Raw genomic sequence first — 24071 nt, 5'->3', positions numbered from 1 at the left:
GGTCGCCATGGTTGTCTGTCACCATCGCGCCACGGTTCAAAGGTTCCGCGAATCAGCCGGCTGCAGGATCCCGTCCGGTGGCCGTCTTTCGTCCGCCGCCCCCTCAACACGGAGCGGGGCGGTCATCGGTGCGAGCTACCGCCCGTCGGCCTGGCCGGCGCGTTCGGCTTCGATCTCGTCGAGTTTCCGATACAGCGTCGAGCGGCCGATCTTCAGCCGTCGCGCCACTTCGGACATCTGGCCGCGATAATGCGAGATCGCGAACCGGATGATCTCGCGTTCCATCTCGTCGAGCGTCCGCACTTCATCGTCCGCTGTCAGCATCGACAGGTTGCCGGCGGTCGGCAGCGGCGCGATCGGCACTTCGTTTGCCGCGACGAATTGCGGCTCGCTGCGTTCGATTACCAGCGGCTCGCCGTCGATCCCGTCAGCGGGCACCACCGACGGCGCGCTCGCCAGCGGGAAATCGTCGAGGCCGAGCTGGTCGCCGTCGCTCATCACCACCGCGCGATAAACCGCGTTCTCGAGCTGCCGGATGTTGCCCGGCCAGTCGAGCTGCGCCAGCCGCGCCATCGCCTCGCCGGTGATGCCGCCTATGCTGCGCTTCTCTTCGGCGCAGAACCGCATCAGGAAGTGCCGCAGCAGCGGCGGAATGTCCTCGCGCCGCGCGCGCAGCGGCGGGATCGTGAGCGGCAGAACGTGCAACCGATAGAACAGATCTTCGCGGAATCGGCCGGCCTTCACCCGGTCCAGCAACCGGCGGTTGGTGGCCGAGATGATCCGGACATCGACCTTGACCGGCCGGCGTCCGCCGACCGCTTCGACCGCGCCTTCCTGCAGCGCGCGCAGCAGCTTGACCTGGGCGCTCAGCGGCAGCTCGCTGACCTCGTCGAGAAACAGCGTGCCGCCGGAAGCTTCGACGAACTTTCCGTCGTGGCGTTCGGTGGCGCCGGTGAACGCCCCCTTCTCGTGACCGAACAGAATCGATTCGACCAGATTGTCGGGGATCGCGCCGCAGTTGACGGCGACGAACGGCTTGGCGCGGCGGTCGCTGGAGCCGTGAATGGCGCGGGCGAACAGCTCCTTGCCGACGCCGGATTCGCCTTCGATCAGCACCGGGATCGCAGAGCCGGCGGCCTTCTCGGCGGCGCGCAGCACCGGCACCATCGCGTCGCTGCGGGTGATGATGTCGGAAAACGTCAGCCGGCCTTCGCGGGCATGGCGGATGCGCTGCAGCTCACCCTTCATCGCGCTGGCGTTGAGCGCGTTGCGCAGCGACACCTGCAGCCGTTCGATGCCGACCGGCTTGACGACGAAATCGTGGGCGCCGGCGCGCATCGCCGAAACGACATTGTCGATGCCGCCATGAGCGGTCTGCACGATCACCGGGACGTCGATGCCGCTGGCGCGAATCTTCGACAGAACGCCGAGGCCGTCGAGGCCCGGCATCACCAGATCGAGCACGACGGCGTCGATTGCCGGTGAGTCGGGAGCGGTCAGGGCATCCACCGCGGCGTCGCCGCTATCGACCGTGATCGTCTCGTAACCGCACTTCTGCACCATGTTCTCGACCAGCCGACGCTGCACTGCATCGTCGTCGGCGATCAGAATACGCTCGACCATTACTCGCTACTGCCCCAACCCAAACTGTCCCGAATTGGTGCAGGATTGCGACGAATGCGTTAACGCTTGGTGAAAGCGGCGGCAGTTATCCGCTGTTATCCGAACGCGTGCGGCCAGACCTCGAGCGCGCCGCGGTAGATCATGTCGAGCGATACATAGAGGATGATGGCGAGGCCGATATAGGCGATCCAGCGATGCTTGTGCAGGAGCCTCGCGATGAAGGTCGCCGCCATGCCCATCAGCGCGATCGACAGGCCGAGCCCGAACACCAGAATCACCGGGTGTTCGCGCGCAGCGCCGGCGACGGCGAGCACGTTGTCGAGCGACATCGACACGTCGGCCAGCGTGATCTGCCACACCGCTTGAGCCATCGTCTTGGTGGGGGCTCCGCTCGGCGCGCCGCCCTCGCCGTCGATCGCGTCGACGTCCTCCGGAGGGTTGCGCAGTTCCCGCCACATCTTCCAGCACACCCACAGCAGCAGCACGCCGCCGGCCAGCAGCAGTCCGATGATCTGCAAGAGCTGCACGGTGACGCTGGCGAACAGGATACGCAGCCCGGTGGCGACCAGGATGCCGATCAGGATTGCTTTGCCGCGTTGTTGCTGCGGCAGACCGGCGGCGGCCAGGCCGATCACCACGGCGTTGTCGCCGGCCAGCACCAGGTCAATCATCACGACCTGCGCCAAAGCGGCGAGGCCTTCGGGTGTGAAAATGCTGAGGATGTCAGCCATCGGGCGCTCCATGAGCGTCCAGTCCGACATCGCAGTTCTAACGAACTGCCAGAGGGGCCCGGTCCAGGACGAGGTAGGATAATAATGATGCACGGTCGCGATCGGCCGTGCTGGGTTTGCTTACACGGGACAACACCACTGCGACGCGCTGCGGTCAATTGCCGCTCTGCGTTTTTCAGGGCGGCGGCGGAACCCGTGCCGCGCCGAGGTGTCGTATTCCTGCCGCTCGCCTCGATCAAGCTGGCTGGAACGGTGGCGGAGCGCGCAGTCTTGCCGCGGCGCTATCCCGCCGTAGGAAACTGTGACTTGCGAAGGCGGTGACGGAGCTAGTAGCGTTTCGCAAGGCACATCGCACGCGATCTGAAAGCACCATGGCCAAATCTGCGACCTCCCGAACCGCGAAAACCTCCTCCCGCAAGTCCTCCTCCGCCAAATCAGCACCGCGCAAGGTCGTCCCAGGCAAGGCGAAAGCCGGCAAGACCGCGGCTACGGCGGGTCGGAAGGCGAGCGCCAAGCCGGCGAAGCTGCCGGAGTGGAATCTGACGGATCTGTATCCGGCGATCGATGCGCCGGAGGTCGCTGCCGATCTCGACCGGCTCGATGCCGAATGCACCTCGTTCGAAGCCGACTTCAAGGGGCGGCTCGCAGAAGAGACTGCGAAGGACGGCGGCGCGCTGTGGCTCGCCGGTGCGGTCAAGCGTTACGAGGCGATCGAGGATCTGGCCGGCAGGCTGGGCTCCTATGCCGGGCTGGTCCACGCCGGCGACAGCGTCGATCCGGTGAAGTCGAAATTCTACGGCGACGTTTCCGAGCGGCTGACCGCAGCCTCGGTGCATCTGTTGTTCTTCACCCTCGAACTCAACCGCGTCGACGATGCCGTGCTGGAGCGCGCGATGCAGACGCCGGAGCTCGGCCACTACCGGCCGTGGATCGAGGATCTGCGCAAGGACAAGCCGTATCAGCTCGAGGATCGCATCGAGCAACTGTTCCACGAGAAGTCGCAGACCGGCTACGGCGCCTTCAATCGCCTGTTCGACCAGACCATTTCGTCGCTCCGGTTCAAGGTCGGGGCTAAGGAACTGGCGATCGAGCCGACGCTGAATCTGATGCAGGACCGTGCGCCCGCAAAGCGCAAGGCGGCTGCCGAAGCCTTGGCCAAGACCTTCAAGGCCAACGAACGCACCTTCGCGCTGATCACCAACACGCTCGCCAAGGACAAGGAAATCTCTGACCGCTGGCGCGGCTTCGAGGATGTCGCCGACAGCCGCCACCTCGCCAACCGGGTCGAACGCGAAGTGGTCGATGCGCTGGTCGCCTCGGTGCGCGCGGCGTATCCGAAGCTGTCGCACCGCTACTACAAGCTCAAGGCCGGCTGGTTCAAAAAGAAGAAGCTGCCGTACTGGGATCGCAACGCGCCGCTGCCGTTCGCCGCGACCGGCACGATCGCCTGGCCGGAAGCCCGCAACATGGTGCTGACCGCCTACAAGGCGTTCTCGCCGGAGATGGCACAGATCGCCGAGCGGTTCTTCAACGATCGCTGGATCGATGCGCCGGTGCGGCCGGGCAAGGCGCCGGGCGCATTTTCGCATCCGACCACGCCGTCGGCGCACCCCTATGTGCTGATGAACTATCAGGGCAAGCCGCGGGACGTGATGACGCTCGCCCACGAGCTCGGTCACGGCGTGCACCAGGTGCTGGCCGCCAAGAACGGCGCGCTGATGGCGCCGACGCCGCTGACACTGGCCGAGACCGCCAGCGTGTTCGGCGAAATGCTCACCTTCCGGCGGCTGCTGGCGCAGACCAAGGACCGCAAGCAGCGTCAGGCGTTGCTTGCCGGCAAGGTCGAGGACATGATCAACACGGTGGTGCGGCAGATCGCGTTCTATTCTTTCGAGCGCGCGATCCACACCGAGCGGCGCAGCGGCGAGCTCACCGCGCAGCGGATCGGCGAAATCTGGCTGTCGGTGCAGGGCGAGAGCCTGGGGCCGGCGATCGAGATCAAGCCGGGCTACGAGTGCTTCTGGATGTACATCCCGCACTTCATCCATTCACCGTTCTACGTCTACGCCTACGCGTTCGGCGACTGCCTGGTGAACTCGCTGTATGCGGTCTACGAGCACGCCCAGGAAGGCTTCGCCGAGCGTTACCTCGCGATGCTGGCGGCCGGCGGAACCAAGCATTATTCGGAACTGCTGGCCCCGTTCGGTCTCGATGCCAAGAACCCCAGCTTCTGGGACGGCGGCCTGTCGGTGATCGCCGGCATGATCGACGAGCTGGAGGCGATGGGGTAGGGCGCGGACACGAATACCGTAAAACATCTGTTGAACGATGTGTGCGCCTCCGTTATACGTAGCGTATAACGGAGGCTTTGCCATGAACGACCAAACCAAGATCGATGTCGAATCCGGCCGAGTTCTCGCGACCGTCGAAGTGAAGAAGATCGGCAATTCGTCGGGGCTGATTTTTCCCAAAGAGCTGATGGCCCGACTGAATCTCAATGTCGGCGATCAGCTTTACGCGACCCTGACGCCGGATGGCGGCGTTCGATTTACGCCTTCGAATCCTGATTTCGAGAAAGCGATGGAAGTCGCCCGGCGCGGCATGAAGCGCTATCACAACGCTCTGGCTGAGCTTGCCAAATGACCGAGCCGTTCTGGCTCACGCGGCAAATGATCGTCGCCATACACGACGAGCAGCTTTCGATTCACGGTGGTGCCGCCGGGCTGCGCGACGAGGGCATGCTTGAATCAGCCCTGGATCGACCGCGTAACAAATGGACGTACGAGCAGGCTGAGCTGCCCGAACTCGCAGCCGCCTACGCCTTCGGCATTGCGCGAAACCATCCGTTCGTCGACGGCAACAAGCGAACCTCGCTGCTGGCGCTCTATACGTTCCTTGGCGTGAACGGCATCGACTTCATCGTCTCTGAGGCGGATGCGGCGGCGATGATTCTCTCCCTCGCCGCCGGCGAAGTCAGCGAGGCCAGCCTCACGCGCTGGATACGTGACAACTGGCCGGCCTGACGCGCTGTCGACGGTCGCGTCGCACTTCGATCGCGCGATCATTTCATCATATCGCGCGGCTGCTCCGCGATGCGGAATAATCAGCCAGCGGTTGTTGCAATCGCCTCGTAAGAGCTTGTTCTAATCGTCTGTTGCGATCACACTGCGCCGGCGATCGGTGACGGCGGGCCTAGACTTTGGAATGAACCCAAACTGGCTAGGCTGACAATTGCTGCAGTGCCGTTGCTCTCGCAATAAGATTGCGCTAAGTGCATCCCCCACTTCCCGAAGATGTCGGAGAGACGAATGGCAGAGCACCACGAGTTTGCCTACACGACTGCCGATGGCAACGACTACGCCGCGCATGAGCAGACCTATGAAGGGTTCATCAAGCTGGTGAAGTACGGCACCGCCGCCGTCATCGTGATCGTCGCCCTCATGGGCATTTTCCTGACTTGATCTGTGCTGGAGTGCGCCGTTACACGCGGCGCTCTCTCGGAGAACGTTCCGGCAAAGTGGAGTCCGGTTTGCCGCCTGGACGTTCTCCAAACAAATAAGTAAGCGCGCATCCCGGTCGCAAAACCGGTCCCACTTTTGCGGGGTGCGCGCATATCTCGCTCGCTCACGCGCGTGCTTCGCGCCGCCGGAGGCTCCATGAAGATTGCTGTTGCCAAAGAACAAGATCCCGCCGAGCCGCGCGTCGCGGCGACGCCCGACACGGTCAAGAAGCTGAAAGCTCTCGGCGCCGAAGTCGCGGTCGAGCCGGGCGCGGGCCTCAAGTCCGGCCTGCCGGATTCCGATTTCACTGCCGCCGGGGCCACCGTATCCGCCGACGCTCTGAAGGACGCCGATGTCGTCTTCAAGGTGAAGCGTCCGGAGGCGTCCGAACTCGCCAGCTATAAGCGCGGTGCGCTGGTGCTGGCGATCATGGACCCGTACGGCAATGACGCTGCGCTGAAGAGCATGGCCGATGCCGGCATCGCCGCCTTCGCGATGGAACTGATGCCGCGCATCACCCGCGCGCAGGTCATGGACGTGCTGTCGAGTCAGGCCAACCTCGCCGGCTATCGCGCCGTGATCGACGGCGCCGAAACGTTCGGCCGGGCCATGCCGATGATGATGACCGCGGCCGGCACCGTGCCCGCCGCCAAGGTGTTCATCATGGGCGTCGGCGTCGCCGGTCTGCAGGCGATCGCCACCGCGCGTCGTCTCGGCGCCATCGTCACCGCGACCGACGTGCGCCCCGCCACCAAGGAGCAGGTCGAGAGCTTGGGCGCCAAGTTCCTCGCGGTCGAGGACGAGGAGTTCAAGAACGCCCAGACGGCCGGCGGCTACGCCAAGGAAATGTCGAAAGAGTATCAGGCCAAGCAGGCCGCTCTGACCGCCGAACACATCAAGAAGCAGGACATCGTCATCACCACCGCGCTGATTCCGGGCCGGCCCGCGCCGCGCCTCGTCACCGCCGAGATGGTGAAGTCGATGAAGCCCGGCTCGGTGCTGGTCGACCTCGCGGTCGAACGCGGCGGCAACGTCGAGGGCGCGGTCCCCGGGCAAATCGTCGAGATCGATGGCGTCAAGATCGTCGGCTACACCAACGTCGCCGGCCGCGTCGCGGCGTCGGCTTCGGCCCTTTATGCGCGCAATCTGCTGAGCTTCTTCGAGACCATGGTCAACAAGGAGAAGGCGCTGGCGGTGAATTGGGACGACGAACTGGTGAAGGCCACCGCGCTGACGCGCGACGGCGCCGTCGTTCATCCGAACTTCCAGCCCAAGTCGGCGTGAGCGCGACCGCTTAAGGAGAGTTGCTATGGAGCATATGGTTCAAGCGGTCGATCCGTTCGTGTTTCGGCTGTCGATTTTCGTCCTCGCCGTGTTCGTCGGCTACTTCGTGGTGTGGTCGGTGACCCCCGCGCTGCACACGCCGCTGATGTCGGTGACCAACGCGATCTCGTCGGTGATCGTGGTCGGTGCGCTGCTCGCCGTCGGCGTGTCGCTGGTCGGCGACGACAACGGTCCGCTGTGGGCGCGCGGCTTCGGCTTCGTCGCGCTGATCTTCGCAAGTATCAACATCTTCGGCGGCTTCCTTGTCACCCAGCGCATGCTGGCGATGTACAAGAAGAAGCAGAAGTGAGTAGGGGCCGTCGATGAACGCCAATCTTTCCGCACTTCTGTATCTGATCGCCGGCGTCCTGTTCATTCTGTCGCTGCGCGGTCTGTCGTCCCCGGCCACCAGCCGTCAGGGCAACCTGATGGGCATGACCGGTATGGCGATCGCCATCGCCACCACGCTCGCCGGCCACCCGCCGGCCGACTTTATCGGCTGGATTCTCGTGATCGCGGGCGTCGCGATCGGCGGCGGCATCGGCGCGGTGATCGCCAAGCGCGTGCCGATGACCTCGATGCCCGAACTGGTCGCCGCCTTCCACTCGCTGGTCGGTATGGCCGCGGTGCTGGTCGCCGCCGGCGCGTTCTATGCGCCGGGTGCGTTCGACATCGGCACGCCGGGCAACATTCACGGCGCCAGCCTCGTGGAAATGTCGCTCGGCGTCGCGATCGGTGCTCTGACCTTCACCGGTTCGGTGATCGCGTTCATGAAGCTGTCCGGCCGCATGAGCGGCGCGCCTATCCTGCTGCCGGCTCGGCACGTGGTGAACATCGCGCTCGGCGTGTTGATGGTCGCGGCGATCGTGTATCTGGTCGCAACCGGCGATCCGATCGCGTTCTGGGTGATCACCGGCGTCGCGCTGCTGCTCGGCATCCTGATCATCATCCCGATCGGCGGCGCCGACATGCCGGTGGTGATTTCGATGCTCAACTCCTACTCGGGGTGGGCCGCGGCCGGCATCGGCTTCACGCTCGGCAATTCGGCGCTGATCATCACCGGCGCGCTGGTCGGCTCCTCCGGTGCGATCCTGTCCTACATCATGTGCAAGGGCATGAACCGGTCGTTCATCTCGGTGATCCTCGGCGGCTTCGGCGGCGAGACCGCCGCGGCCGGCGCCGGCGGCGGCGAACAGCGCCCGGCCAAGCTCGGCTCGGCGGACGATGCGGCCTTCATCATGAAGAACGCGCAGAAGGTCATCATCGTGCCGGGTTACGGCATGGCGGTGGCGCAGGCCCAGCACGCGCTGCGTGAAATGGCCGACTCGCTGAAGAAGGAAGGCGTCGAGGTGAAGTACGCAATTCACCCGGTCGCCGGTCGTATGCCTGGTCATATGAACGTGCTGCTCGCCGAAGCCAACGTGCCGTACGACGAGGTGTTCGAGCTCGAGGACATCAACTCGGAGTTCGCGCAGGCCGACGTCGCGTTCGTGATCGGCGCCAACGACGTCACCAACCCGGCGGCCGAAGAGGATCCGACTTCGCCGATCTACGGCATGCCGGTGCTGCAGGTCTGGAAGGCCGGCACCGTGATGTTCATCAAGCGGTCGCTCGCTTCCGGTTACGCCGGCATCGACAACCCGCTGTTCTATCGCGACAACACCATGATGCTGCTCGGCGACGCCAAGAAGATGACCGAGAACATCGTCAAGGCGATGGCGCACTAAGCGCCGACGCCCTGCCAGAAACGAAACGCCCGGCCGCAAGGCCGGGCGTTTTTGTTTGGTCCAGACCCACTATCCACGTCATGGCCGGGCTCGTCCCGGCCATCCACGTCTTGCTGCGCGTCGATGCCGAAAGACGTGGATGCCCGGCACAGGGCCGGGCATCACGGAGGTTGGTGTAAGCCTCACATCCGGTGCATCACGCAGAGCTTGTTGCCGTCCGGGTCGCGCAGGTAGGCGAGGTAGAGCTTCATGTCGCCCATCGCGCGGATGCCGGGCGGGTCTTCGCAACTCGTGGCGCCATTGGCGACGCCGGTGGCGTGCCAGGCGTCGGCCTCTTCCTGGGACTTCGCCACGAACCCGATCGTGCCGCCGTTGGCGGCGGTCGCCGGCTCGCCGTTGATCGGCTTGCTGACTGCGAAAGTGCCGGTCTTGGTGCGATAGAAGATGCGATGACGGTCGACCATCGCCGGCGCGATGCCGAGCGTGCCGAGCAGCTTGTCGTAGAAATCCTTCGCCGCTTCGAGATTGTTGGTGCCGATCATGACGTGTGAAAACATGGCGTTTCCCGTGTGCTCCTTGGCGTTTTCACCCTGAGGGTGCGCGCCGACTATACCGTCAGCCGCCCATCTGGCGATACCGTCCGCACATCGCCGCGCTGATCGTGCGCATGGCCCCGGCGTCGGATCGCCGGATGTCGGGCCGGCCGATCAGTGGTATCGGTCGATTGGTTGGCAGTGCTCTCGCCCGGAGAAAGAACGTCATGACGGTTGCGGCAAAATCCGAAATTCAGATCGATAACGCCGAAGTGCGGGTCACCGAGTGGCGGCTGCCGCCGGGGTCGGCGACTGGCCATCACACTCACGGCATGGACTACGTCGTGGTGCCGATGGCCGATGGCGAGATGACCATCGTGGCGCCGGATGGCACGCGGTCGATCGCTCAGCTCAAGGCCGGCCGGTCCTACGCTCGCAAGGCCGGTGTCGAGCACGACGTTCGCAACGAATCCGCCGCCGAAATCGTGTTTCTCGAGATCGAACTGAAAGCTTGAACTCTCGAAAAGTGGCCGCCCCCGCGGCCCCGTAAACCGCTTGGTGGCGCTCGAGTATACGCGCTCCGGTGCCACCGATCGGTCGCAGTTGATCCCTCAATCAGCCTCAAAGTTCCAGCATCACCTTTGCTGGTAAGAGGCCCGCCATGCTCAAATTCATCACCGAAAAACTTCTCGGGCAGATTCTGCCGTCGGTGGTCGCGACCGTGATCGCTGCTTACGTCGTCAATCAGTATATCGTCGCCAGGCCCGATGCGCCTCCTGCCGCCGCGCAGCAAGACGCCGCCAAGGCGGCCAAGCCGGCCGAGCCGGTCGCCGCCACGATGGCGCCGGAGCCCGCCAGGAGCGAGCCGGTGAAGAGCGAGCCGCTCAAGGTCAAGCTCGGCACCGACAAGGAGAAGCCCGCCAAGAGCGAGCCGGCCCGCGATCCCAATCAGGTGCTGCGCGCCGCTGTCGAGCGGCTGCGTGCGTCCGCCCCGGCCGAGGCCCCGCGCCTCAAGGAAGTGAGCGGTCGCGCCCCGGAGCCGTTGAAATCGCCGGAGCCGCCGCTACGGGCGCAGGAGCTGCCCCGGCTGCAGGAGACGACGCGCGTCGCCGCCCCGGCACTGCCGCCTGCGGTCAACGTCGCGCTCGGCAATTCGTCGATCGTGCCCAATGCCAATGTGTCGGCGACAGCCGCGTCGGTCCCGGTCAGCATCCGTCCGGCCGACGCCGCCGATCTGAGCGACGGCGATCAGCGCCGGCCGACCCCCCCGGCCGATATCCCGGCAGCTCGCGCGGAGTCGTCGGGTGAGGGCGCTGCCGCCCGCAAGCCATCGGTCGCCGAGGATGTGCTGTTCACCGCGAAGTCGGTGATCCACTCGGTGCTGCCGCGGTAAGGACGCAGGCGTTATCCACACCAGGAAATGCCCGGGCTCGTCTCGGGCATTTTGTTGTCTGCGGACCGCAAGATGCGGCGATCGGAGCAGCAACGAAAAACGCGAGCCCGGGGCCCGCGTTCTTCAAATTCAGTTCGGTTCGTCGCTGAAAGGCGCGATTAGCGCGCCGCCGCAGCCGGACGGCGATCCGCGCCGAAAGCCGGCTTCGGCTTGCTCGGCAGCAGGCCTTCGCGCTGCAGCTTCTTGCGGGCGAGCTTGCGGGCGCGGCGTACGGCTTCCGCCTTCTCGCGCGCCTTCTTCTCGGACGGCTTCTCGTAATGTCCGCGCAGCTTCATCTCGCGGAAAATCCCCTCGCGCTGCATCTTCTTCTTCAGCGCCTTGAGGGCTTGATCGACGTTGTTATCGCGAACGAGAACCTGCACGCGGCATCCTCTTCAGAGTGATCGGATCGGAATTTATCGGATTAGGCGGGGCCGACAACGGCCAGGCCCTCCACCTAGAGGGCGCCCATGTACCAGATCGGGCCGGCAATGTCCACCTGACACGACAATTAAGTTCTGCAACGTTGGTCGGTTCCGTCAGCGTTTCGGAGGCTCGACCACAGTGACGTGGCCCATCTTGCGACCGGGGAGCGCGTGACGCTTGCCGTACAAATGCACCGTCGCACCGGGAACTGTCAGCCAGCGACCATAGTCGTGGACGTCGTCGCCGATCAGGTTGGTCATGGTCACCGCACCGTGGCGCACCGGTTCGGCCAGCGGCCAGCCGGCGATCGCGCGGATATGCTGCTCGAACTGCGACACCGAGGCGCCGTCCAGCGTCCAATGGCCGGAATTGTGCACCCGGGGGGCAATCTCGTTGACCAGCACTTTCGTGCCGTCGGCGGCCGGCACCACGAACATCTCGACCCCGAGCACGCCGACATAACCGAGGGCGTCGGCGATCGTCTTGGCGATCTGGCGGGCCTCGTCGGCGACGGCGTCGGCGATTGCGGCCGGGACCTTGGAAACCTTCAGAATGTGGTCGCGGTGCTCGTTCTCGGTGACGTCGTAGCTCACCACCTGACCGTCCGCGCCGCGTGCCGCGATCACCGAGATCTCCCGCTCGAACGGGACAAAAGCTTCGAGAATCGCGGCGCGGGTTTCGAGGCTGGCCCAGGCGGCTTCCGGATCGTCGCCCGGGCGCAGCATCATCTGGCCCTTGCCGTCGTAACCGAACCGCCGCGTCTTCAGCACCGCAGGCAGGCCGAGCCGGGCCACTGCGTCGCGCAGCGTCTGCGGCGAAGTAACGTCGGCATAGGCGGCGGTGCCGATTCCCAGTCTGGTGACGAAGTCTTTCTCTGCCAGCCGGTCCTGGGTGGTCTCCAGGATGGTGTGGCTCGGCAGCACCGGCTTGCGCGCCGCCAGCACCAGCACGGCGGAGGCCGGGACGTTCTCGAATTCATAGGTGATGACGTCGACCTCGGAGGCGAACGCTTCCAGCGCCTCGACATCGGCATATTCGGCGCAGGTGGCGTTCTGCACCACGTCGAATGCCGGCGAATCCGGGTCGGGCGAGAACACCTGGCATTTCAGCCCGAGTCGCGCTGCGGCCAGCGCCAGCATCCGGCCGAGCTGACCGCCGCCGAGGATGCCGATGGTGTCGCCGGGCTTCAGCGGTTCGCGATGGGATTCGCTCACGCTGCGCCCTCCGGACGGGCGGCTACCGAGTCGGTCTGCGCCTTGCGCCAGGCCGCCAGCCGCGTCGCCAGCGCCGCATCGGTCAGCGCCAGCACGCTTGCCGCCAGCAGCGCTGCATTGACGGCACCGGCCCTGCCGATCGCCAAGGTGCCGACCGGGATGCCGGCCGGCATCTGCACGATCGAGTACAGCGAATCCAGTCCCGACATCGTCTTGGACTCCACCGGCACGCCGAACACCGGCAGTTCGGTCAGCGCTGCGGTCATCCCCGGCAGATGCGCGGCCCCGCCGGCGCCGGCGATGACGATGCGGTATCCGGATGCCTTGGCGCCTTTGGCAAAGGCGTAAAGGCGATCGGGTGTGCGGTGCGCGGAAACGATCTGGGCGTCATGGGCGATATCGAGCGCGGTCAGGGTGTCGGCGGCGTGCCGCATCGTCTCCCAGTCCGACTGGCTGCCCATGATGATCGCGACGGGAGCTGTCATTAAATCGAGTCTTTCGAGCGATTCTGTCGAGAATCCAGAAGTATAGGTGGGAATCGGCGAGCCGCCTGCGGATCGCGGCCAACGCGCCGGGAATGCACTATCCTTTCTTGGTGAACAGCGGCAAGTGTTGTGGCGAATCTTCGGCTGATTCTGATGAAAAAGAAGCCCGTTCGCCCTGCAAAGCCCCGCCGCCCCGCCGATCGGCCGGCCGCCAAACCGGTTGCCAAGAAGCGCAAGCTGCCGCCGGCCGGGCCGCGTCAGGCTTCAGCCTTGCCCCGGGCCCGGGTCGCGGAGGGGAGGCTCCCGGCCGATCCGCAGGCCAAGATCCGGCGCCTGAAGGCCCAGCTCGCCGCTGCGTTGGCGGAAATCGACCTGCTGCGCGCCTCGGCCGAAACCGACTTCCTGCTCGGCATCGCCAACCGCCGCGGCTTCGAGCGGGAGCTCGGCCGGGCGCTCGCCTATATCAAGCGCTATGGCGCCAGCGGCGCGCTGATCATGCTCGATGTCGACCGCCTCAAGCCGGTGAACGATTCGCTCGGCCATGCCGCCGGCGACGTGGTGCTGAAGGCGGTGACCGAGGCGCTGCTGAGCCACGTTCGCGCATCCGACCTGATCGGCCGGCTCGGCGGCGACGAGTTCGCCTTGCTGTTGTGGAATCTCGGCGAGGCGGACGCGCATGCGAAGGCGTCTGTGCTGGAGGCCGCGGTCGATGCGCTGGCGATCCGCTACGGCGACCGGACGATCGCGGTCGGGATTTCCGCAGGGGTGGCGATGCTGACGCCGGAGATGGACAGCGCCGCTGCGCTCGAGGCTGCCGACCGTGCGATGTATGCGCGCAAGGCTGAACGCCGGGCCGCCTCCGGCGCGCCGCTCAGGCGATGATGTCGGGCGTGATCTGATCTTCGATGAAGGAGATGCGATCGCGCAGTGCCAGCTTTCGCTTTTTCAATCGCTGCAGCCGCAACAGATCGGGTGCCGGCGAATGATGCAGCGCATCGATCGCGGCGTCGAGATCGCGATGCTCTTGTTGCAGTCTGGCCAGCTCGGCACCGAGGTCGCCCTCGTCTTCGTCGGTCATGATCAGTGTCGGCTTGAACCGGCTCACGAACTGAAGGCCGGTTGCGGAGGAATGTCGATCAGTTCGGCGTCATTATCGCCTTTGCGGCGTTGCGAGCAAGCGGCGCCGTTCCGCATTGCGCCGAGTACGACCTTCGTCAGGTGAATAATCCCGGGATGGGGTCGGTGAATTGCCGAATGCACGCGGTTTGCTCGCATCCTCGGGTGTTTCCGAGGCACATGGACGAGCTCGAATCATTTCAAGTCGGCCGCGAAATTATGACGCGCGTATTTCAAGACCTATCGACAGAAGCCACCAGAGATGTACACTTCTTCGTCCGGATGGAAACTCAGTCTCACCAATAGAGGAGGTTTCGTATGGCAATTCAGGCACATCTCGTCGAACTGGAACGCAAGCACAAGGTTCTGGAGAACGAATTGCACGACGCTCTCGCCCATCCCTCCACGGACGATACGCGTATCGCCGATCTGAAACGCCGCAAGCTGATGGTTCGGGATCAAATCGTGAAGCTGAAGCAGACCACCACCAGCCTCCACTGAACTTCCTCACCGCACTGCAACAAAGCTGAGCCGGCGCTCTTCGTGCGCGATGCACGTCAGGCGCAAGGTACAGCCTGCGGGATTCTCGTTCGCCTCTGACGCCGAAGAGCCTTCCGGGCGGCGCCAGAGGGACTTGAGCGATCCCGATCTGACTGCGATCTGCGCCGGTCATGCCGTCCCGATGAGGCGACGTGATCGGCAATCGCCGAGATGAAGGTCATCTCGTGGTCCAATGCCGCTGATGGACCGAACCCCAAAGCCTCAAAAGAAGCCGAATCCAAATAGGCCGAATGCCGAAAAGGGGGACTGATCACTCATCCCCTTGCGCGCAGGGCGTGGACCTCGCCCCGAAATCCTCACCCCGAAATCCTCATAGTGAAATCATGTATCGACTGAAGCCGATGCGGATCGCTTCGGACGGTCCGCGCCGCCGGTGGCAGACACGATGCCGGCGTCATTTGGTCGACAGCACGTCTTTGAACCGTTCCCACTGCTTGGCGGTGAAGCGCACGAACTGGACCTGCTCGATCGGAAGATGATCGCCCGCCGTGGTCGGACCTTGATGCCCGGCAGCAACATCGGCAGCTCCAGATCCTCGATCGAAAGCGCCAGCTTCATGATGTTGTCCCGACACAGATCGTCGCGCGGATCTCCGATCAGCCGGTGAGATCGGCGACATGGTCGGCAATCGCCAAAGAGGCGGTGAGGCCGGGCGATTCGATCCCGAACAGGTTGATCAGCCCGGCTACCCCGTGCTCGGCCGGGCTTTGCACCACGAAGTCCTGCACGGCGACCGCCGGCGGCACGATCTTCGGCCGGATGCCGGAGTAGCCCGGCGACAACGCGCCGTCCGGCAGATCCGGCCAGTATTTGCGGATCGCCGGATAGAACCGGGCCGCGCGCGCGGGGTCGACCACGTAGTCGACCTCGTCGATCCATTCGACATCGGGCCCGAACTTGGCCTGACCGCCCAGATCCAGCGTCAGATGCACGCCGAGCCCGCCCGGCTCCGGCACTGGATAGATCAGGTGCGTAAACGGCGCACGCGCGCTGCAGGTGAAGTAGTTGCCCTTCGCGAGATACGCCGTCGGCACCAGTTCCGGCGGCATCGTGGCGATCGTGCGCGCCACCGCGGGGGCACCGAGGCCGGCCGCATTGATCAGCAGTCGGCAGCCGAGGGTCATCGGCGTCTCGCCGCCGATCTCGAGCACCAGAGATCCACCTTCGCGGCGCGCCGACAGCAGCGGCGCGTGAAACGCGAACGCCGCGCCGGCCGCTTCGGCGTCGCCACGCAGCGACAGCATGTAACCGTGACTGTCGACGATCCCGGTCGACGGCGACAGCAGCGCCGCGACACAGGCGAGCGTCGGCTCGATCGCCTTCGCTTCGGTGCCGTCGAGCACGCGCATGTCGTCGACGCCGTTGGCGGCGGCGTGGGCGCGGATCGACTCCAATTTGTCGGCTTCCGCCGCGTTGGTGGCGACGATCAGCTTGCCGCAACGCCGGTAGGCGACGCCGTGGTCGGCGCAGTAATCGTACAGGGCGTGCCGGCCGGCGACGCAGAGCCGCGCCATCAGGCTGCCCGCCCGATAGTAAATCCCGGCATGGATCACTTCGCTGTTGCGGGACGAGGTGCCGGTGCCGATCGATTCCGCGGCCTCGACCACGATCACTTCGCGGCCCTGCTGCGCCAGCTTCCGCGCGATCGCCAGACCGACCACGCCCGCGCCGACCACGACGCAGTCAACTTCTTCCATCACTCGCACTCTTGGTTGGTGATCCTGTCCCGAGCGGAGCTTATGACGGGGTTAACCATCCCGGGTCAATTGATGAAAATTGCCGCGTTACCACCCCGCCCGGCCGATGGTGTTTACATGTTCCAAAGGTCTCTTGCATCACACTCCGATTGCAATTTCTGGGTGTTCTATGGTGGCGTGGATTGGGAAGGCGGGTAGGGGCGCAGGATTGGCTGCGGTGACGACCGGTCTTCCTTCGGGTGCGATCGCGGCAGAGAATCTTGCCCCGCCGAGCTATTTGGGGGGGAGCGAGCCGGAGGTCGTCTGGGGACTGCTGATCGGCGGCCTGGTCGTCGCGTCGTTCATGTGCGCGATCGCGCTGTGGGCGACCTCGATGCTGCGCAAGCAGCGCCGCGCCCAGCGCCGCAAGAACATGCTGGTCGATTCGGTGCTCAACAAGCTGCAGCAGGGCGTCGTGATCGCGGACGCATCCGGCCGCATCGTGTTCTGCAACGATCGCTACCTCGAGATGTATCGGCTGACTCGTGCCGAGGTGCCGCGCGGCCTGCACGGCCGCGAATTGCTGACGCTACGCCGCGCTCGCGGCATGCTCGATGTGTCCAACGACGACTTCTACCGGAACGCCGGATTGCCGGGCGGCTACGTGTCCGAGCTTCCCGACGGGCGCTGCATCCAGGTCAAATTCTCCCGGCTCGCCAACGGCGGCACGATCGCCACCCATGACGACTGCAGCGAACTGCGCCGGGTCACCAGGGAGCTCTCCACCACCAAGCAATTCCTGGAATCGGTGATCGACAACATTCCGGTTTGCGTCGCCGCCAAGACCATCGACGACGGTCGCTACATCCTGGCCAATCGCGCGTTCGAGACGTTGTCAGGCCTGAGCCGCGACCGAATCATCGGATCCACCGCCGACGATCTGTATCCGCCGCGTTCGGCCGCAAACATCCGCGAGGCGGACCGGAGCGCGCTGCAATCCAGCGCCGGCTCCGACACCTCCGAACTCACCGTCGAGATCGGGCAAGGCGAGCGCGTTCTCGCCAGCAACCGCGTGGTGGCCCGCAACGAACGCGGAGAGCCGGAATTCCTGATTGCGCTGTTCGAGGACGTCACCAACCGGCGCGCGCTGTCGATCGAACTGGAAAAGACCAAGCGGTTTCTCGAGCTGGTGATCGACAACATTCCGGTGGCGCTGACGGTGCAGAACACCGCGGACGGCCGCTACGTGCTCGCCAATCGCGGCGCGGAGATCATCTTCAATCGTCGCCGCGAAGACGCCACCGGGCTGACCACCGCTGAAATCTTCAACACCAAGGAAGCGCGACTGATCGCCGAGCGCGACGAACTGGCGATCCGCAAGGGCGGCCTGGTGGTCGAGGAGCATCCGATCTCGACCGCCGGCGGACTGCGCCTGTTCGTCACCCGGCGCATGACCGTCACCGACGAGGCCGATCAGGCGCACTATCTGATCAAGACCCATGTCGATGTCACCGACCGACGCCAGACCGAGGCGCGGATGGCCCACATGGCGTACCACGACGGCCTTACCGACTTGCCGAACCGTGATGCGTTCCTCAAGTCGCTGACCCAGATGATCGAGGCGTGCGACAATGCGGTCGACGAATTCGCCGTGCTCAGCGTCGACCTCGACGGTCTGAAGGAAATCAACGACGTGTTCGGCCACGCGATCGGCGACAAGCTGCTGGTCGAGGTGGCGCGGCGGATCGAATGGGCTGCGCGCGGCGGCGTGGTGGCGCGTCTGTCCGGCGACGAATTCGGCCTGATCATCGACGGCCCGCAGCCGGCCGCGGCCCGCGAACTGGCCAGCATGGTGGCGAAGGCGCTGGTCCCGGGCTTCGTCATCGACGGCAAGACGGTTCGGATCGGCGTCACCACCGGCATTGCGCTGTTCCCCGCCAACGGCACCGATGCGGCCTCGCTGCTCGCCAATGCCGGCGCCGCGCTGTTCCGCGCTAAGGCAAAAGCGCGCGGCTCGGTCACGGTGTTCGAGCCGGAGATGGACATGCAGATCCGCGACCGGCGGGTGCTGCATCAGGATCTGTCGAATGCCATCCGTAACGGCGAGATGTCGCTGTACTACCAGCCGCAGGCGTCGAGCACCAAGCGGGTCGGCAACAACGATATCGTCGGCTTCGAAGCGCTGACCCGGTGGCGGCATCCGACCCGCGGCTTCGTGCCGCCGAGCGAGTTCATTCCGCTCGCGGAGGAGAGCGGGCTGATCGTCGAGTTGGGCGAATGGATCCTGCGCGAGGCCTGCCGTCAGGCAGCGTCCTGGGCGCGTCCGTTGCAGGTCGCCGTCAACCTGTCGCCGGCGCAGTTCCTCAACACCGATCTGGTCGCCTTCGTCCATGGCGTGCTGTTGCAGACCGGGTTGGAGCCCGGGCGGCTGGAGCTGGAGATCACCGAAGGCGTGCTGATCGACGACTTTGATCGCGGCCTGTCGCTGCTGCGCCGGCTGAAGGCGCTCGGCGTCCGGGTGTCGATGGACGATTTCGGCAGCGGCTATTCCTCGCTGACCTATCTGCAAGCGTTCCCGTTCGACAAGATCAAGATCGATCGCGCCTTTATCATGAATCTCGGCCGCAATCCGCAATCGGCCGCGATCGTCCGCGCCGTGATCGGGCTCGGACACGGTCTCGGCGTGACGCTGGTGGCCGAGGGCGTCGAGACCCAGGATCAGCTCGACTTCCTGGTCGACGAGGCCTGCGACGCGGTGCAGGGCTATCTGATCGGCAAGCCGGCGCCGATCGATCAGTATCGCTGGCTGGTCGGGCTCGACCCGCTCGAAGACAGCGCTCCGGCGCGCGCACGCGAAGCGGGCTGATCGCCCGCCGTGTGCGGCGCGCTACGCTCGCTTGCCGCCGCTCAGGCGGCGCTGTCACCCGCGCCAGATTTGCCGCCGAACGCCACCGGGGTCTGCGGCCGTTCGTCGACCTGCAGGGTGAACAGATCCGGTCGCGAATAGTGACCGACCGCATCGAAGTCCAGCGTCGCTCCGAGAATGTCGTCGGTGTCGATGTCCGCGGTGAGGATGCCCTCCTCGTCGAGCAGCGGACCCGCCAGGATTTCGCCGAGCGGACCGACGATCACCGAGCGGCCGTGCATCATCCACTCGTCGGGACCGGCCTCGATCCGACTGGCATAGTCGGCCGGGAAGTCCGAGCGCCGCATCACCTGGCAGGCGCCGATCACGAAGCAGCGGCCTTCCAGCGCGATGTGGCGCATGGTGGCGATCCAGGTCTCGCGGTCGTCGGCGGTCGGTGCCGCCCAGATCTGCACGCCCTTGGCGTAGTAGGCGGCGCGCATCAGCGGCATGTAGTGCTCCCAGCAGATCGCGCCGCCGAGCCGGCCGTAGGGCGTATCGACCACCGTCAGGGTCGAGCCGTCGCCGAAGCCCCACACCAGCCGCTCCGAGCCTGTCGGCATGATCTTGCGATGGATGCCGAGCAGGCCGGTCGGGGCCAGATACAATGCCGTGCAATACAGCGTGCCGCCGTCGCGCTCGATCACGCCGACCACGGCGTGGATATCGTGCTCGGCGCAGGCGGCGACGAGCTGGTCGACCTCCGGGCCGGGGATGGTGATGGCGCCGCGGACGTAGCGGGCGAAATCCTCGCGGCCTTCCGGCGTGCGCCGGCCGATAGCGCAGCCGAAATCGAGGCCCTTCGGATAGCCGCCGATGAAGGCTTCCGGAAACACCACGATCTTCGCGCCTTTGGCGGCGGCGTCCCCGAGCAACGCGACGGTGCGGGCGGTCGCGGCCGCGGCGTCGAACGGAACGGTCGTCGCCTGAACTGCCGCGACTTTCAACTTGGCCATTTGATGAGTCCCTATGATGCGGTGGTGGAGATGATCTGCGCGTCCTGCCAGAGCGGACGGTCGAGATCGAACAGGTCGCGGGTGCGGGTGTAGGCGGAGGCGCCGTGCATCCGGCCGACCAGATCGAGCGCGGCGTGGTCGACGCGCGGGCGCTCCGGATCGCCGGTCAGGACGTGCTGAGCGTAGTGCGCGTGCAGCACCTCGCCGACCACCATCACCTGGCCGGGGCCGGTGTCGAGCCAGTGCGTCAGGCGACATTCGAATGCGACCGGAGAGGCGGCGATGCGCGGCGGGGCAATGGCGACGCTCGGCAGCGTCTCCAGCCCCGCGAGATCGAGCTCGTCGATCTCCGGCGGAGCTTCGACGCAGGTCGCGTTCATCGCCTCGACCAGATTGAATGGAACCAGATTGACGACGAATTCGCCGGTGGAGCGGATGTTGGCGGCGGTGTCCTTGGGAGAATCGGGCCGCGCCAGAATACCAAGCGCGACCACGGGGCGGTCGGCGCCGAACATGTTGAAGAACGAGTAGGGCGCGGCGTTGATGCAGCCGCCGGGCGCGCGCGTGACGACCCACGCGATCGGGCGAGGCATGATGGTGGAGGCGAGCAGGCGATAGCGATCAGCGCCGGACATCTGGGCGAAGTCGAAGTGGCGCTGCGGCTGTTCGACGCTGGCGAAGGGCTTGTCGCTCGGCCGATCTAACACATCGACCGGAGATGATATCAGCGTAGTACTCATCACGATCCTGCCACCGCGGCGCTGCGCGGGTGAAAGTCAGTTATCCGTCATGGCCGGGCTTGTCCCGGCCATCCACGTCTATCTTGCGGTCCAAGCTGCAAGGCGTGGATGGCCGGCACGAGGCCGGCCATGACGAGGTTGAGAGATGTACCAAAATCCATTGGCAGAAGGTTCGGACGTGATGTTCGTTCTCAGGCCCGGGTGATCTTCACGCTCTTCGGGTCGAAGCCCTGCGCCGCCGCTTCCTTGTCGACTGCGCTGGCGATCGTGGTGTCGACGAATTTGCTGACCTCCGGCACGCGCGGCAGCAGCTTGTTCTCGACGCCCCATTTGGCGAGCAAATCCATCTTGGCGATTTGCGCCGGAGTCAGCGTCGCCTTGATGTCGGTGAACGACTTGGCGCTCCACGCCGGATCGTAGCTCGACGCCTTCTCCAGCACTTCGACCGGAATGTTCTTGGCGGGCTCCAGGGTGCGGAACCAGCCGTTGACCAGATCGTGGTTCTGGCTGGCGAAGAACAGCGCCTCGGAGTTCGCCTTCAGCATCCGCTTCAGCACCGCGGGGCGATCCTTGAAGAAACGGTTGTTGGCGGCCAGCACGATCACCGGCGTCACGTTCTGCGACACCACCTGGGCGTGGCCGGCGTTTTCGAAGAACGACACGAACGGATCGTAGGTGAAGAACGCGTCGATCCGCTGCGCGCCGACGGCGTCGGCGAGTTCGGCCGGGCCGACATTGACGAAGGTGACGTCCTTGCCCGGGACCAGCCCGGCCTTCAGCACGGCTTCCTGCGCGTTCTGGAATGCGGTGATTCCGAAGGTGCCGTAGATCTGCTTGCCCTTGAGGCCGGCGAGATCGGTGATGCCGGACTTCTTGGTGGTCAGTACCGCGGAGCGGAAGATCGCCTGCGACGACACGGTGGTGACCGGCGCGCCGATCGCTATCGTGGTGACGGCGGCGAAATCGGACAGCGTGCCGATATCGCCGGCGCCGGAGACCAGCGCCTCGGTGATCGCCGGCGAGGCGGCGAGCTGGATCATCTCCATCTTCAGGCCGTTACGCTCCGCGATGTCGGTGCGCATCAGCACATGGGCGATCTGGGCCGAGACGGTGGTGGTGTTGAACCAGCACATCTTGACGACGTCGCCTGCCTGCGCGTGCAGGATCGACGGTGCCGCGAGCGGCATGGTGGCGGCGAAGCCGGCGGCGAGCTGTCCGAAGCGGCGTCGCGATACGATGGTTGTCACGGTCTATTCCCCCTTTTGCCATTCAGGCTTCAGTGTCTCCCAAAGGTCTTTCACGGTGGAGACGAACCATGGATCGGAACGCATTTCGGCGGTGCGCGGCCGCGGCAGCGGCACCAGCACTTCGTCGCGCACCCGGCCGGGGCGCGGGCTCATCACCACGACGCGGTCGGCGAGGAACACCGCCTCGTCGATGCCGTGGGTGACGAAGATCACCGTCTTGCCGGCCTCGGTGGAGATCCGGGCGATTTCTTCCTGCAGCAGCACGCGGGTCTGGGCGTCGAGCGCGCCGAACGGCTCGTCCATCAGCAGGATGTCGGGATCCGGCGCCAGCGCGCGGGCGATCGCGGCGCGCTGCTTCATGCCGCCGGACATCTGGTGCGGATATTTGTCTTCGAAGCCGGCGAGGTGAACGGTCTTGATCAGTGCGCGGGCGACTTCGGCGCGCTCGGCCTTCGGCATGCCCTTCGCCTTCAGGCCGAACTCGACATTCTGCTGCACCGTCATCCAGCCGAACAGCGCGTAGTCCTGGAACACGACAGTTCGCGAGGCGTCGGGTTTGCTGATCGGCTTGCCGTTCTGCAGGATCTGGCCGCTGGAGGCGGACTGGAAGCCGGCGATGATACCGAGCAGCGTCGACTTTCCGCAGCCCGACGGGCCGAGCAGCGAGATGAACTCGCCTTTCTTGATGCGCAGCGATACGCCGTCGAGTGCGATCACCGCCTGATGCGTCGTCTTCGAGTCATAGATTTTGCCGACGTTGCGGATGTCGATCTGGACATCGGCCGCTGCGGCGCGAGCGGCGGGCGCCGGCGCGGCGGCGGGGATGGCGGCGGTGGCCAATGCGATGTTTGCGCTCATGGTGATGCCCTCAGCTACGCTCGGAAGGAGCCCACGCATTCACGCGCCGCTCGATGCGTTCAAGGATCGCGGACATCGCAAATCCGATCAGTCCGATGGTCACCATGCCGGCGACGACGTTGTTGATCTGGAACAGCATGCGCGATTGCTGGATCAGATAGCCGAGCCCGGTCTGGGCGGCGATCAGCTCTGCGGTGACGACGCACATCCAGCCGACGCCCAGCGCGATGCGCAGGCCGGGCAGGATGATCGGCAGCGAGGCCGGGATCAGTACGTCGGTGAAAAGCTGCCAGGGCTTGGCGCCGAGGCAGAGCGCGGCGTTCATCTGGTTGCGGTCGAGGCCACGGATCGCCGTGTAGGTGGCGATGAACACCGGGAACACCGCGCCGAGAAAGACCAGGAAGTAAGAGGCCGCGTCGCCGAGGCCGAACCACAGGATGGTGATCGGGATCCAGGCCAGCGGCGGGATCGGCCGCAGCGCTTCGATCACCGGCCGCACATAGTCCGACACCGTGCGCCACCAGCCGCAGAGCAGACCGAGGGCGAGCCCGACCACGCAGGCGAACAGAAACCCGACCGCAACGCGCTGCAGGCTGGCGCCGAGGTGCACCCAAAGTGAGCCGTCGAGCGCAAGATCCCACAGCGCTTCGGCGATCGCGACCGGCGACGGCAACAGGAAGCCGTCGACCAGATTGAGCTGGGTGATCGCCTGCCAGATCACGAAGAACGCCGTGAGGCCGACTGCGGCCCGCATCGGCCGCCCCGCAAAGATGTCCTGAATCATCGCGTACCGCGGCCTCATCGGTTCGACCGGCAGGCGGCCCGCATCGGCTTCCGCTTCCATCTGCAATCCTCCTTTGGTCGCGCTCTGTCCCTCGCGTGACGATCTACCTTGGAATATGTCGGATAAATCCGTCAATCCAGAAACCGGGCTGTAGCGGTATATAAATCGAGCAGAACCGCAAATTATCAGCTTAACTTGGCGTCATATGCTGGCCGATTGTGCAATGCAGTAGAT

The 24071-nt window shown here is 65.2% G+C and carries 25 protein-coding genes; 12 read left to right on the top strand and 13 right to left on the bottom strand.

The window, feature by feature from the left end:
* Nucleotides 1-135: 135 nt before the first annotated feature.
* The gene (locus FLL57_RS16165; RefSeq protein WP_047308346.1) at nt 136-1623 is read right to left on the bottom strand and encodes a sigma-54-dependent transcriptional regulator; all 1488 of its coding nucleotides are present in this window, start codon (nt 1621-1623) and stop codon (nt 136-138) included.
* A gap of 95 nt (nt 1624-1718) precedes the next feature.
* Nucleotides 1719-2354, bottom strand: coding sequence for a TerC family protein (locus tag FLL57_RS16160; RefSeq protein WP_013504052.1), 636 nt, complete (start codon nt 2352-2354; stop codon nt 1719-1721).
* A gap of 371 nt (nt 2355-2725) precedes the next feature.
* Here FLL57_RS16160 and FLL57_RS16155 point away from each other — a divergent pair, with 371 nt between their 5' ends.
* The 7 genes from FLL57_RS16155 (at nt 2726) to FLL57_RS16125 (ending at nt 8904) form a co-directional block, all read left to right on the top strand.
* Nucleotides 2726-4645, top strand: coding sequence for a M3 family oligoendopeptidase (locus FLL57_RS16155; protein ID WP_142883405.1), 1920 nt, complete (start codon nt 2726-2728; stop codon nt 4643-4645).
* 82 nt (nt 4646-4727) lie between these two features.
* Complete coding sequence (locus FLL57_RS16150) at nt 4728-4997, top strand: AbrB/MazE/SpoVT family DNA-binding domain-containing protein (protein WP_013504050.1); 270 nt, start codon at nt 4728-4730, stop codon at nt 4995-4997.
* Nucleotides 4994-5377, top strand: a complete 384-nt coding sequence (locus FLL57_RS16145; RefSeq protein ID WP_013504049.1) for a type II toxin-antitoxin system death-on-curing family toxin — start codon at nt 4994-4996, stop codon at nt 5375-5377. Before FLL57_RS16150 ends, FLL57_RS16145 begins: the two co-directional genes overlap by 4 nt.
* Before the next feature lie 285 nt (nt 5378-5662).
* A complete protein-coding gene (locus FLL57_RS16140) occupies nt 5663-5815 on the top strand; it encodes an aa3-type cytochrome c oxidase subunit IV (protein WP_011159718.1) in 153 nt (50 codons plus the stop codon).
* Nucleotides 5816-6010: 195 nt separating this feature from the next.
* The gene (locus FLL57_RS16135; RefSeq protein WP_047308348.1) at nt 6011-7138 is read left to right on the top strand and encodes a Re/Si-specific NAD(P)(+) transhydrogenase subunit alpha; all 1128 of its coding nucleotides are present in this window, start codon (nt 6011-6013) and stop codon (nt 7136-7138) included.
* A 25-nt stretch (nt 7139-7163) separates the two neighbouring features.
* Nucleotides 7164-7487 (top strand): proton-translocating transhydrogenase family protein, encoded by a 324-nt coding sequence (locus FLL57_RS16130; protein ID WP_013504047.1) that lies wholly within the window; start codon nt 7164-7166, stop codon nt 7485-7487.
* Nucleotides 7488-7500: 13 nt separating this feature from the next.
* Entirely contained in the window at nt 7501-8904 is a 1404-nt protein-coding gene (locus FLL57_RS16125; protein ID WP_013504046.1) for an NAD(P)(+) transhydrogenase (Re/Si-specific) subunit beta, read from the top strand.
* 182 nt (nt 8905-9086) lie between these two features.
* Here FLL57_RS16125 and FLL57_RS16120 read toward each other — a convergent pair whose 3' ends face one another.
* A complete protein-coding gene (locus FLL57_RS16120) occupies nt 9087-9461 on the bottom strand; it encodes a VOC family protein (RefSeq protein WP_013504045.1) in 375 nt (124 codons plus the stop codon).
* A gap of 203 nt (nt 9462-9664) precedes the next feature.
* Between FLL57_RS16120 and FLL57_RS16115 the strand changes: the two genes are divergently transcribed.
* Together FLL57_RS16115 and FLL57_RS16110 are read left to right on the top strand one after the other, a co-directional pair.
* The gene (locus FLL57_RS16115; RefSeq protein ID WP_013504044.1) at nt 9665-9952 is read left to right on the top strand and encodes a cupin domain-containing protein; all 288 of its coding nucleotides are present in this window, start codon (nt 9665-9667) and stop codon (nt 9950-9952) included.
* A gap of 146 nt (nt 9953-10098) precedes the next feature.
* Entirely contained in the window at nt 10099-10830 is a 732-nt protein-coding gene (locus tag FLL57_RS16110) for a hypothetical protein (protein ID WP_142883404.1), read from the top strand.
* 158 nt (nt 10831-10988) lie between these two features.
* Here the strand turns inward: FLL57_RS16110 and rpsU are convergent, their stop codons facing one another.
* The 3 genes from rpsU to purE form a co-directional block, all read right to left on the bottom strand.
* Nucleotides 10989-11252 carry a 30S ribosomal protein S21 gene (gene rpsU, locus FLL57_RS16105; protein ID WP_013504042.1) on the bottom strand — a complete coding sequence of 88 codons (264 nt, stop codon included), beginning with the start codon at nt 11250-11252 and terminating at the stop codon, nt 10989-10991.
* Nucleotides 11253-11408: 156 nt separating this feature from the next.
* On the bottom strand, nt 11409-12509 hold the full coding sequence (locus FLL57_RS16100; protein WP_047308350.1) for a 5-(carboxyamino)imidazole ribonucleotide synthase: 1101 nt from the start codon (nt 12507-12509) through the stop codon (nt 11409-11411).
* On the bottom strand, nt 12506-12994 hold the full coding sequence (gene purE / locus FLL57_RS16095; protein ID WP_013504040.1) for a 5-(carboxyamino)imidazole ribonucleotide mutase: 489 nt from the start codon (nt 12992-12994) through the stop codon (nt 12506-12508). Before purE ends, FLL57_RS16100 begins: the two co-directional genes overlap by 4 nt.
* 153 nt (nt 12995-13147) lie before the next feature.
* Between purE and FLL57_RS16090 the strand changes: the two genes are divergently transcribed.
* Nucleotides 13148-13876, top strand: coding sequence for a diguanylate cyclase domain-containing protein (locus FLL57_RS16090; protein ID WP_013504039.1), 729 nt, complete (start codon nt 13148-13150; stop codon nt 13874-13876).
* On the opposite strand, the gene FLL57_RS16085 is transcribed toward FLL57_RS16090, so the two are convergent.
* Nucleotides 13866-14072, bottom strand: a complete 207-nt coding sequence (locus FLL57_RS16085) for a YdcH family protein (RefSeq protein WP_041808064.1) — start codon at nt 14070-14072, stop codon at nt 13866-13868. The two genes, FLL57_RS16090 and FLL57_RS16085, sit on opposite strands and share 11 nt — an antisense overlap.
* A 356-nt stretch (nt 14073-14428) precedes the next feature.
* Here FLL57_RS16085 and FLL57_RS16080 point away from each other — a divergent pair, with 356 nt between their 5' ends.
* Nucleotides 14429-14611 carry a YdcH family protein gene (locus FLL57_RS16080; RefSeq protein WP_013504037.1) on the top strand — a complete coding sequence of 61 codons (183 nt, stop codon included), beginning with the start codon at nt 14429-14431 and terminating at the stop codon, nt 14609-14611.
* A gap of 656 nt (nt 14612-15267) precedes the next feature.
* Here the strand turns inward: FLL57_RS16080 and FLL57_RS16070 are convergent.
* Entirely contained in the window at nt 15268-16368 is a 1101-nt protein-coding gene (locus FLL57_RS16070) for an NAD(P)/FAD-dependent oxidoreductase (protein ID WP_142883403.1), read from the bottom strand.
* A gap of 169 nt (nt 16369-16537) precedes the next feature.
* Between FLL57_RS16070 and FLL57_RS16065 the strand changes: the two genes are divergently transcribed.
* The gene (locus tag FLL57_RS16065; protein WP_185966223.1) at nt 16538-19213 is read left to right on the top strand and encodes a sensor domain-containing protein; all 2676 of its coding nucleotides are present in this window, start codon (nt 16538-16540) and stop codon (nt 19211-19213) included.
* 41 nt (nt 19214-19254) lie between these two features.
* Here FLL57_RS16065 and FLL57_RS16060 read toward each other — a convergent pair whose 3' ends face one another.
* The 5 genes from FLL57_RS16060 to FLL57_RS16040 form a co-directional block, all read right to left on the bottom strand.
* On the bottom strand, nt 19255-20208 hold the full coding sequence (locus FLL57_RS16060) for a carbon-nitrogen hydrolase family protein (protein ID WP_142883402.1): 954 nt from the start codon (nt 20206-20208) through the stop codon (nt 19255-19257).
* An 11-nt stretch (nt 20209-20219) separates the two neighbouring features.
* The gene (locus tag FLL57_RS16055) at nt 20220-20948 is read right to left on the bottom strand and encodes a flavin reductase family protein (RefSeq protein WP_235677157.1); all 729 of its coding nucleotides are present in this window, start codon (nt 20946-20948) and stop codon (nt 20220-20222) included.
* A gap of 191 nt (nt 20949-21139) precedes the next feature.
* Nucleotides 21140-22195: an ABC transporter substrate-binding protein gene (locus tag FLL57_RS16050; RefSeq protein ID WP_142883401.1), complete on the bottom strand. Its 1056-nt coding sequence runs from the start codon at nt 22193-22195 to the stop codon at nt 21140-21142.
* Nucleotides 22196-22198: 3 nt separating this feature from the next.
* Entirely contained in the window at nt 22199-23053 is an 855-nt protein-coding gene (locus FLL57_RS16045) for an ABC transporter ATP-binding protein (protein ID WP_142883400.1), read from the bottom strand.
* 10 nt (nt 23054-23063) lie between these two features.
* Nucleotides 23064-23897, bottom strand: a complete 834-nt coding sequence (locus FLL57_RS16040) for an ABC transporter permease (protein WP_142883399.1) — start codon at nt 23895-23897, stop codon at nt 23064-23066.
* Nucleotides 23898-24071 lie beyond the last annotated feature (174 nt).

Origin of the sequence: Rhodopseudomonas palustris (assembly GCF_007005445.1) — a bacterium.
In the GTDB taxonomy this organism is placed as follows: Bacteria; Pseudomonadota; Alphaproteobacteria; order Rhizobiales; family Xanthobacteraceae; genus Rhodopseudomonas; species Rhodopseudomonas palustris_G.
This window is presented reverse-complemented; position numbering and strand designations above follow the sequence as displayed.

What these genes read in the sequence shown, in the direction of transcription:
- FLL57_RS16165 (WP_047308346.1), bottom strand. Translation starts at nt 1,623, where the DNA reads ATGGTCGAGCGTATTCTGATCGCCGACGACGATGCAGTGCAGCGTCGG.
- FLL57_RS16160 (WP_013504052.1), bottom strand. Translation starts at nt 2,354, where the DNA reads ATGGCTGACATCCTCAGCATTTTCACACCCGAAGGCCTCGCCGCTTTG.
- FLL57_RS16155 (WP_142883405.1), top strand. Translation starts at nt 2,726, where the DNA reads ATGGCCAAATCTGCGACCTCCCGAACCGCGAAAACCTCCTCCCGCAAG.
- FLL57_RS16150 (WP_013504050.1), top strand. Translation starts at nt 4,728, where the DNA reads ATGAACGACCAAACCAAGATCGATGTCGAATCCGGCCGAGTTCTCGCG.
- FLL57_RS16145 (WP_013504049.1), top strand. Translation starts at nt 4,994, where the DNA reads ATGACCGAGCCGTTCTGGCTCACGCGGCAAATGATCGTCGCCATACAC.
- FLL57_RS16140 (WP_011159718.1), top strand. Translation starts at nt 5,663, where the DNA reads ATGGCAGAGCACCACGAGTTTGCCTACACGACTGCCGATGGCAACGAC.
- FLL57_RS16135 (WP_047308348.1), top strand. Translation starts at nt 6,011, where the DNA reads ATGAAGATTGCTGTTGCCAAAGAACAAGATCCCGCCGAGCCGCGCGTC.
- FLL57_RS16130 (WP_013504047.1), top strand. Translation starts at nt 7,164, where the DNA reads ATGGAGCATATGGTTCAAGCGGTCGATCCGTTCGTGTTTCGGCTGTCG.
- FLL57_RS16125 (WP_013504046.1), top strand. Translation starts at nt 7,501, where the DNA reads ATGAACGCCAATCTTTCCGCACTTCTGTATCTGATCGCCGGCGTCCTG.
- FLL57_RS16120 (WP_013504045.1), bottom strand. Translation starts at nt 9,461, where the DNA reads ATGTTTTCACACGTCATGATCGGCACCAACAATCTCGAAGCGGCGAAG.
- FLL57_RS16115 (WP_013504044.1), top strand. Translation starts at nt 9,665, where the DNA reads ATGACGGTTGCGGCAAAATCCGAAATTCAGATCGATAACGCCGAAGTG.
- FLL57_RS16110 (WP_142883404.1), top strand. Translation starts at nt 10,099, where the DNA reads ATGCTCAAATTCATCACCGAAAAACTTCTCGGGCAGATTCTGCCGTCG.
- purE (WP_013504040.1), bottom strand. Translation starts at nt 12,994, where the DNA reads ATGACAGCTCCCGTCGCGATCATCATGGGCAGCCAGTCGGACTGGGAG.
- FLL57_RS16090 (WP_013504039.1), top strand. Translation starts at nt 13,148, where the DNA reads ATGAAAAAGAAGCCCGTTCGCCCTGCAAAGCCCCGCCGCCCCGCCGAT.
- FLL57_RS16085 (WP_041808064.1), bottom strand. Translation starts at nt 14,072, where the DNA reads ATGACCGACGAAGACGAGGGCGACCTCGGTGCCGAGCTGGCCAGACTG.
- FLL57_RS16080 (WP_013504037.1), top strand. Translation starts at nt 14,429, where the DNA reads ATGGCAATTCAGGCACATCTCGTCGAACTGGAACGCAAGCACAAGGTT.
- FLL57_RS16070 (WP_142883403.1), bottom strand. Translation starts at nt 16,368, where the DNA reads ATGGAAGAAGTTGACTGCGTCGTGGTCGGCGCGGGCGTGGTCGGTCTG.
- FLL57_RS16065 (WP_185966223.1), top strand. Translation starts at nt 16,538, where the DNA reads ATGGTGGCGTGGATTGGGAAGGCGGGTAGGGGCGCAGGATTGGCTGCG.
- FLL57_RS16060 (WP_142883402.1), bottom strand. Translation starts at nt 20,208, where the DNA reads ATGGCCAAGTTGAAAGTCGCGGCAGTTCAGGCGACGACCGTTCCGTTC.
- FLL57_RS16055 (WP_235677157.1), bottom strand. Translation starts at nt 20,948, where the DNA reads ATGAGTACTACGCTGATATCATCTCCGGTCGATGTGTTAGATCGGCCG.
- FLL57_RS16045 (WP_142883400.1), bottom strand. Translation starts at nt 23,053, where the DNA reads ATGAGCGCAAACATCGCATTGGCCACCGCCGCCATCCCCGCCGCCGCG.
- FLL57_RS16040 (WP_142883399.1), bottom strand. Translation starts at nt 23,897, where the DNA reads ATGGAAGCGGAAGCCGATGCGGGCCGCCTGCCGGTCGAACCGATGAGG.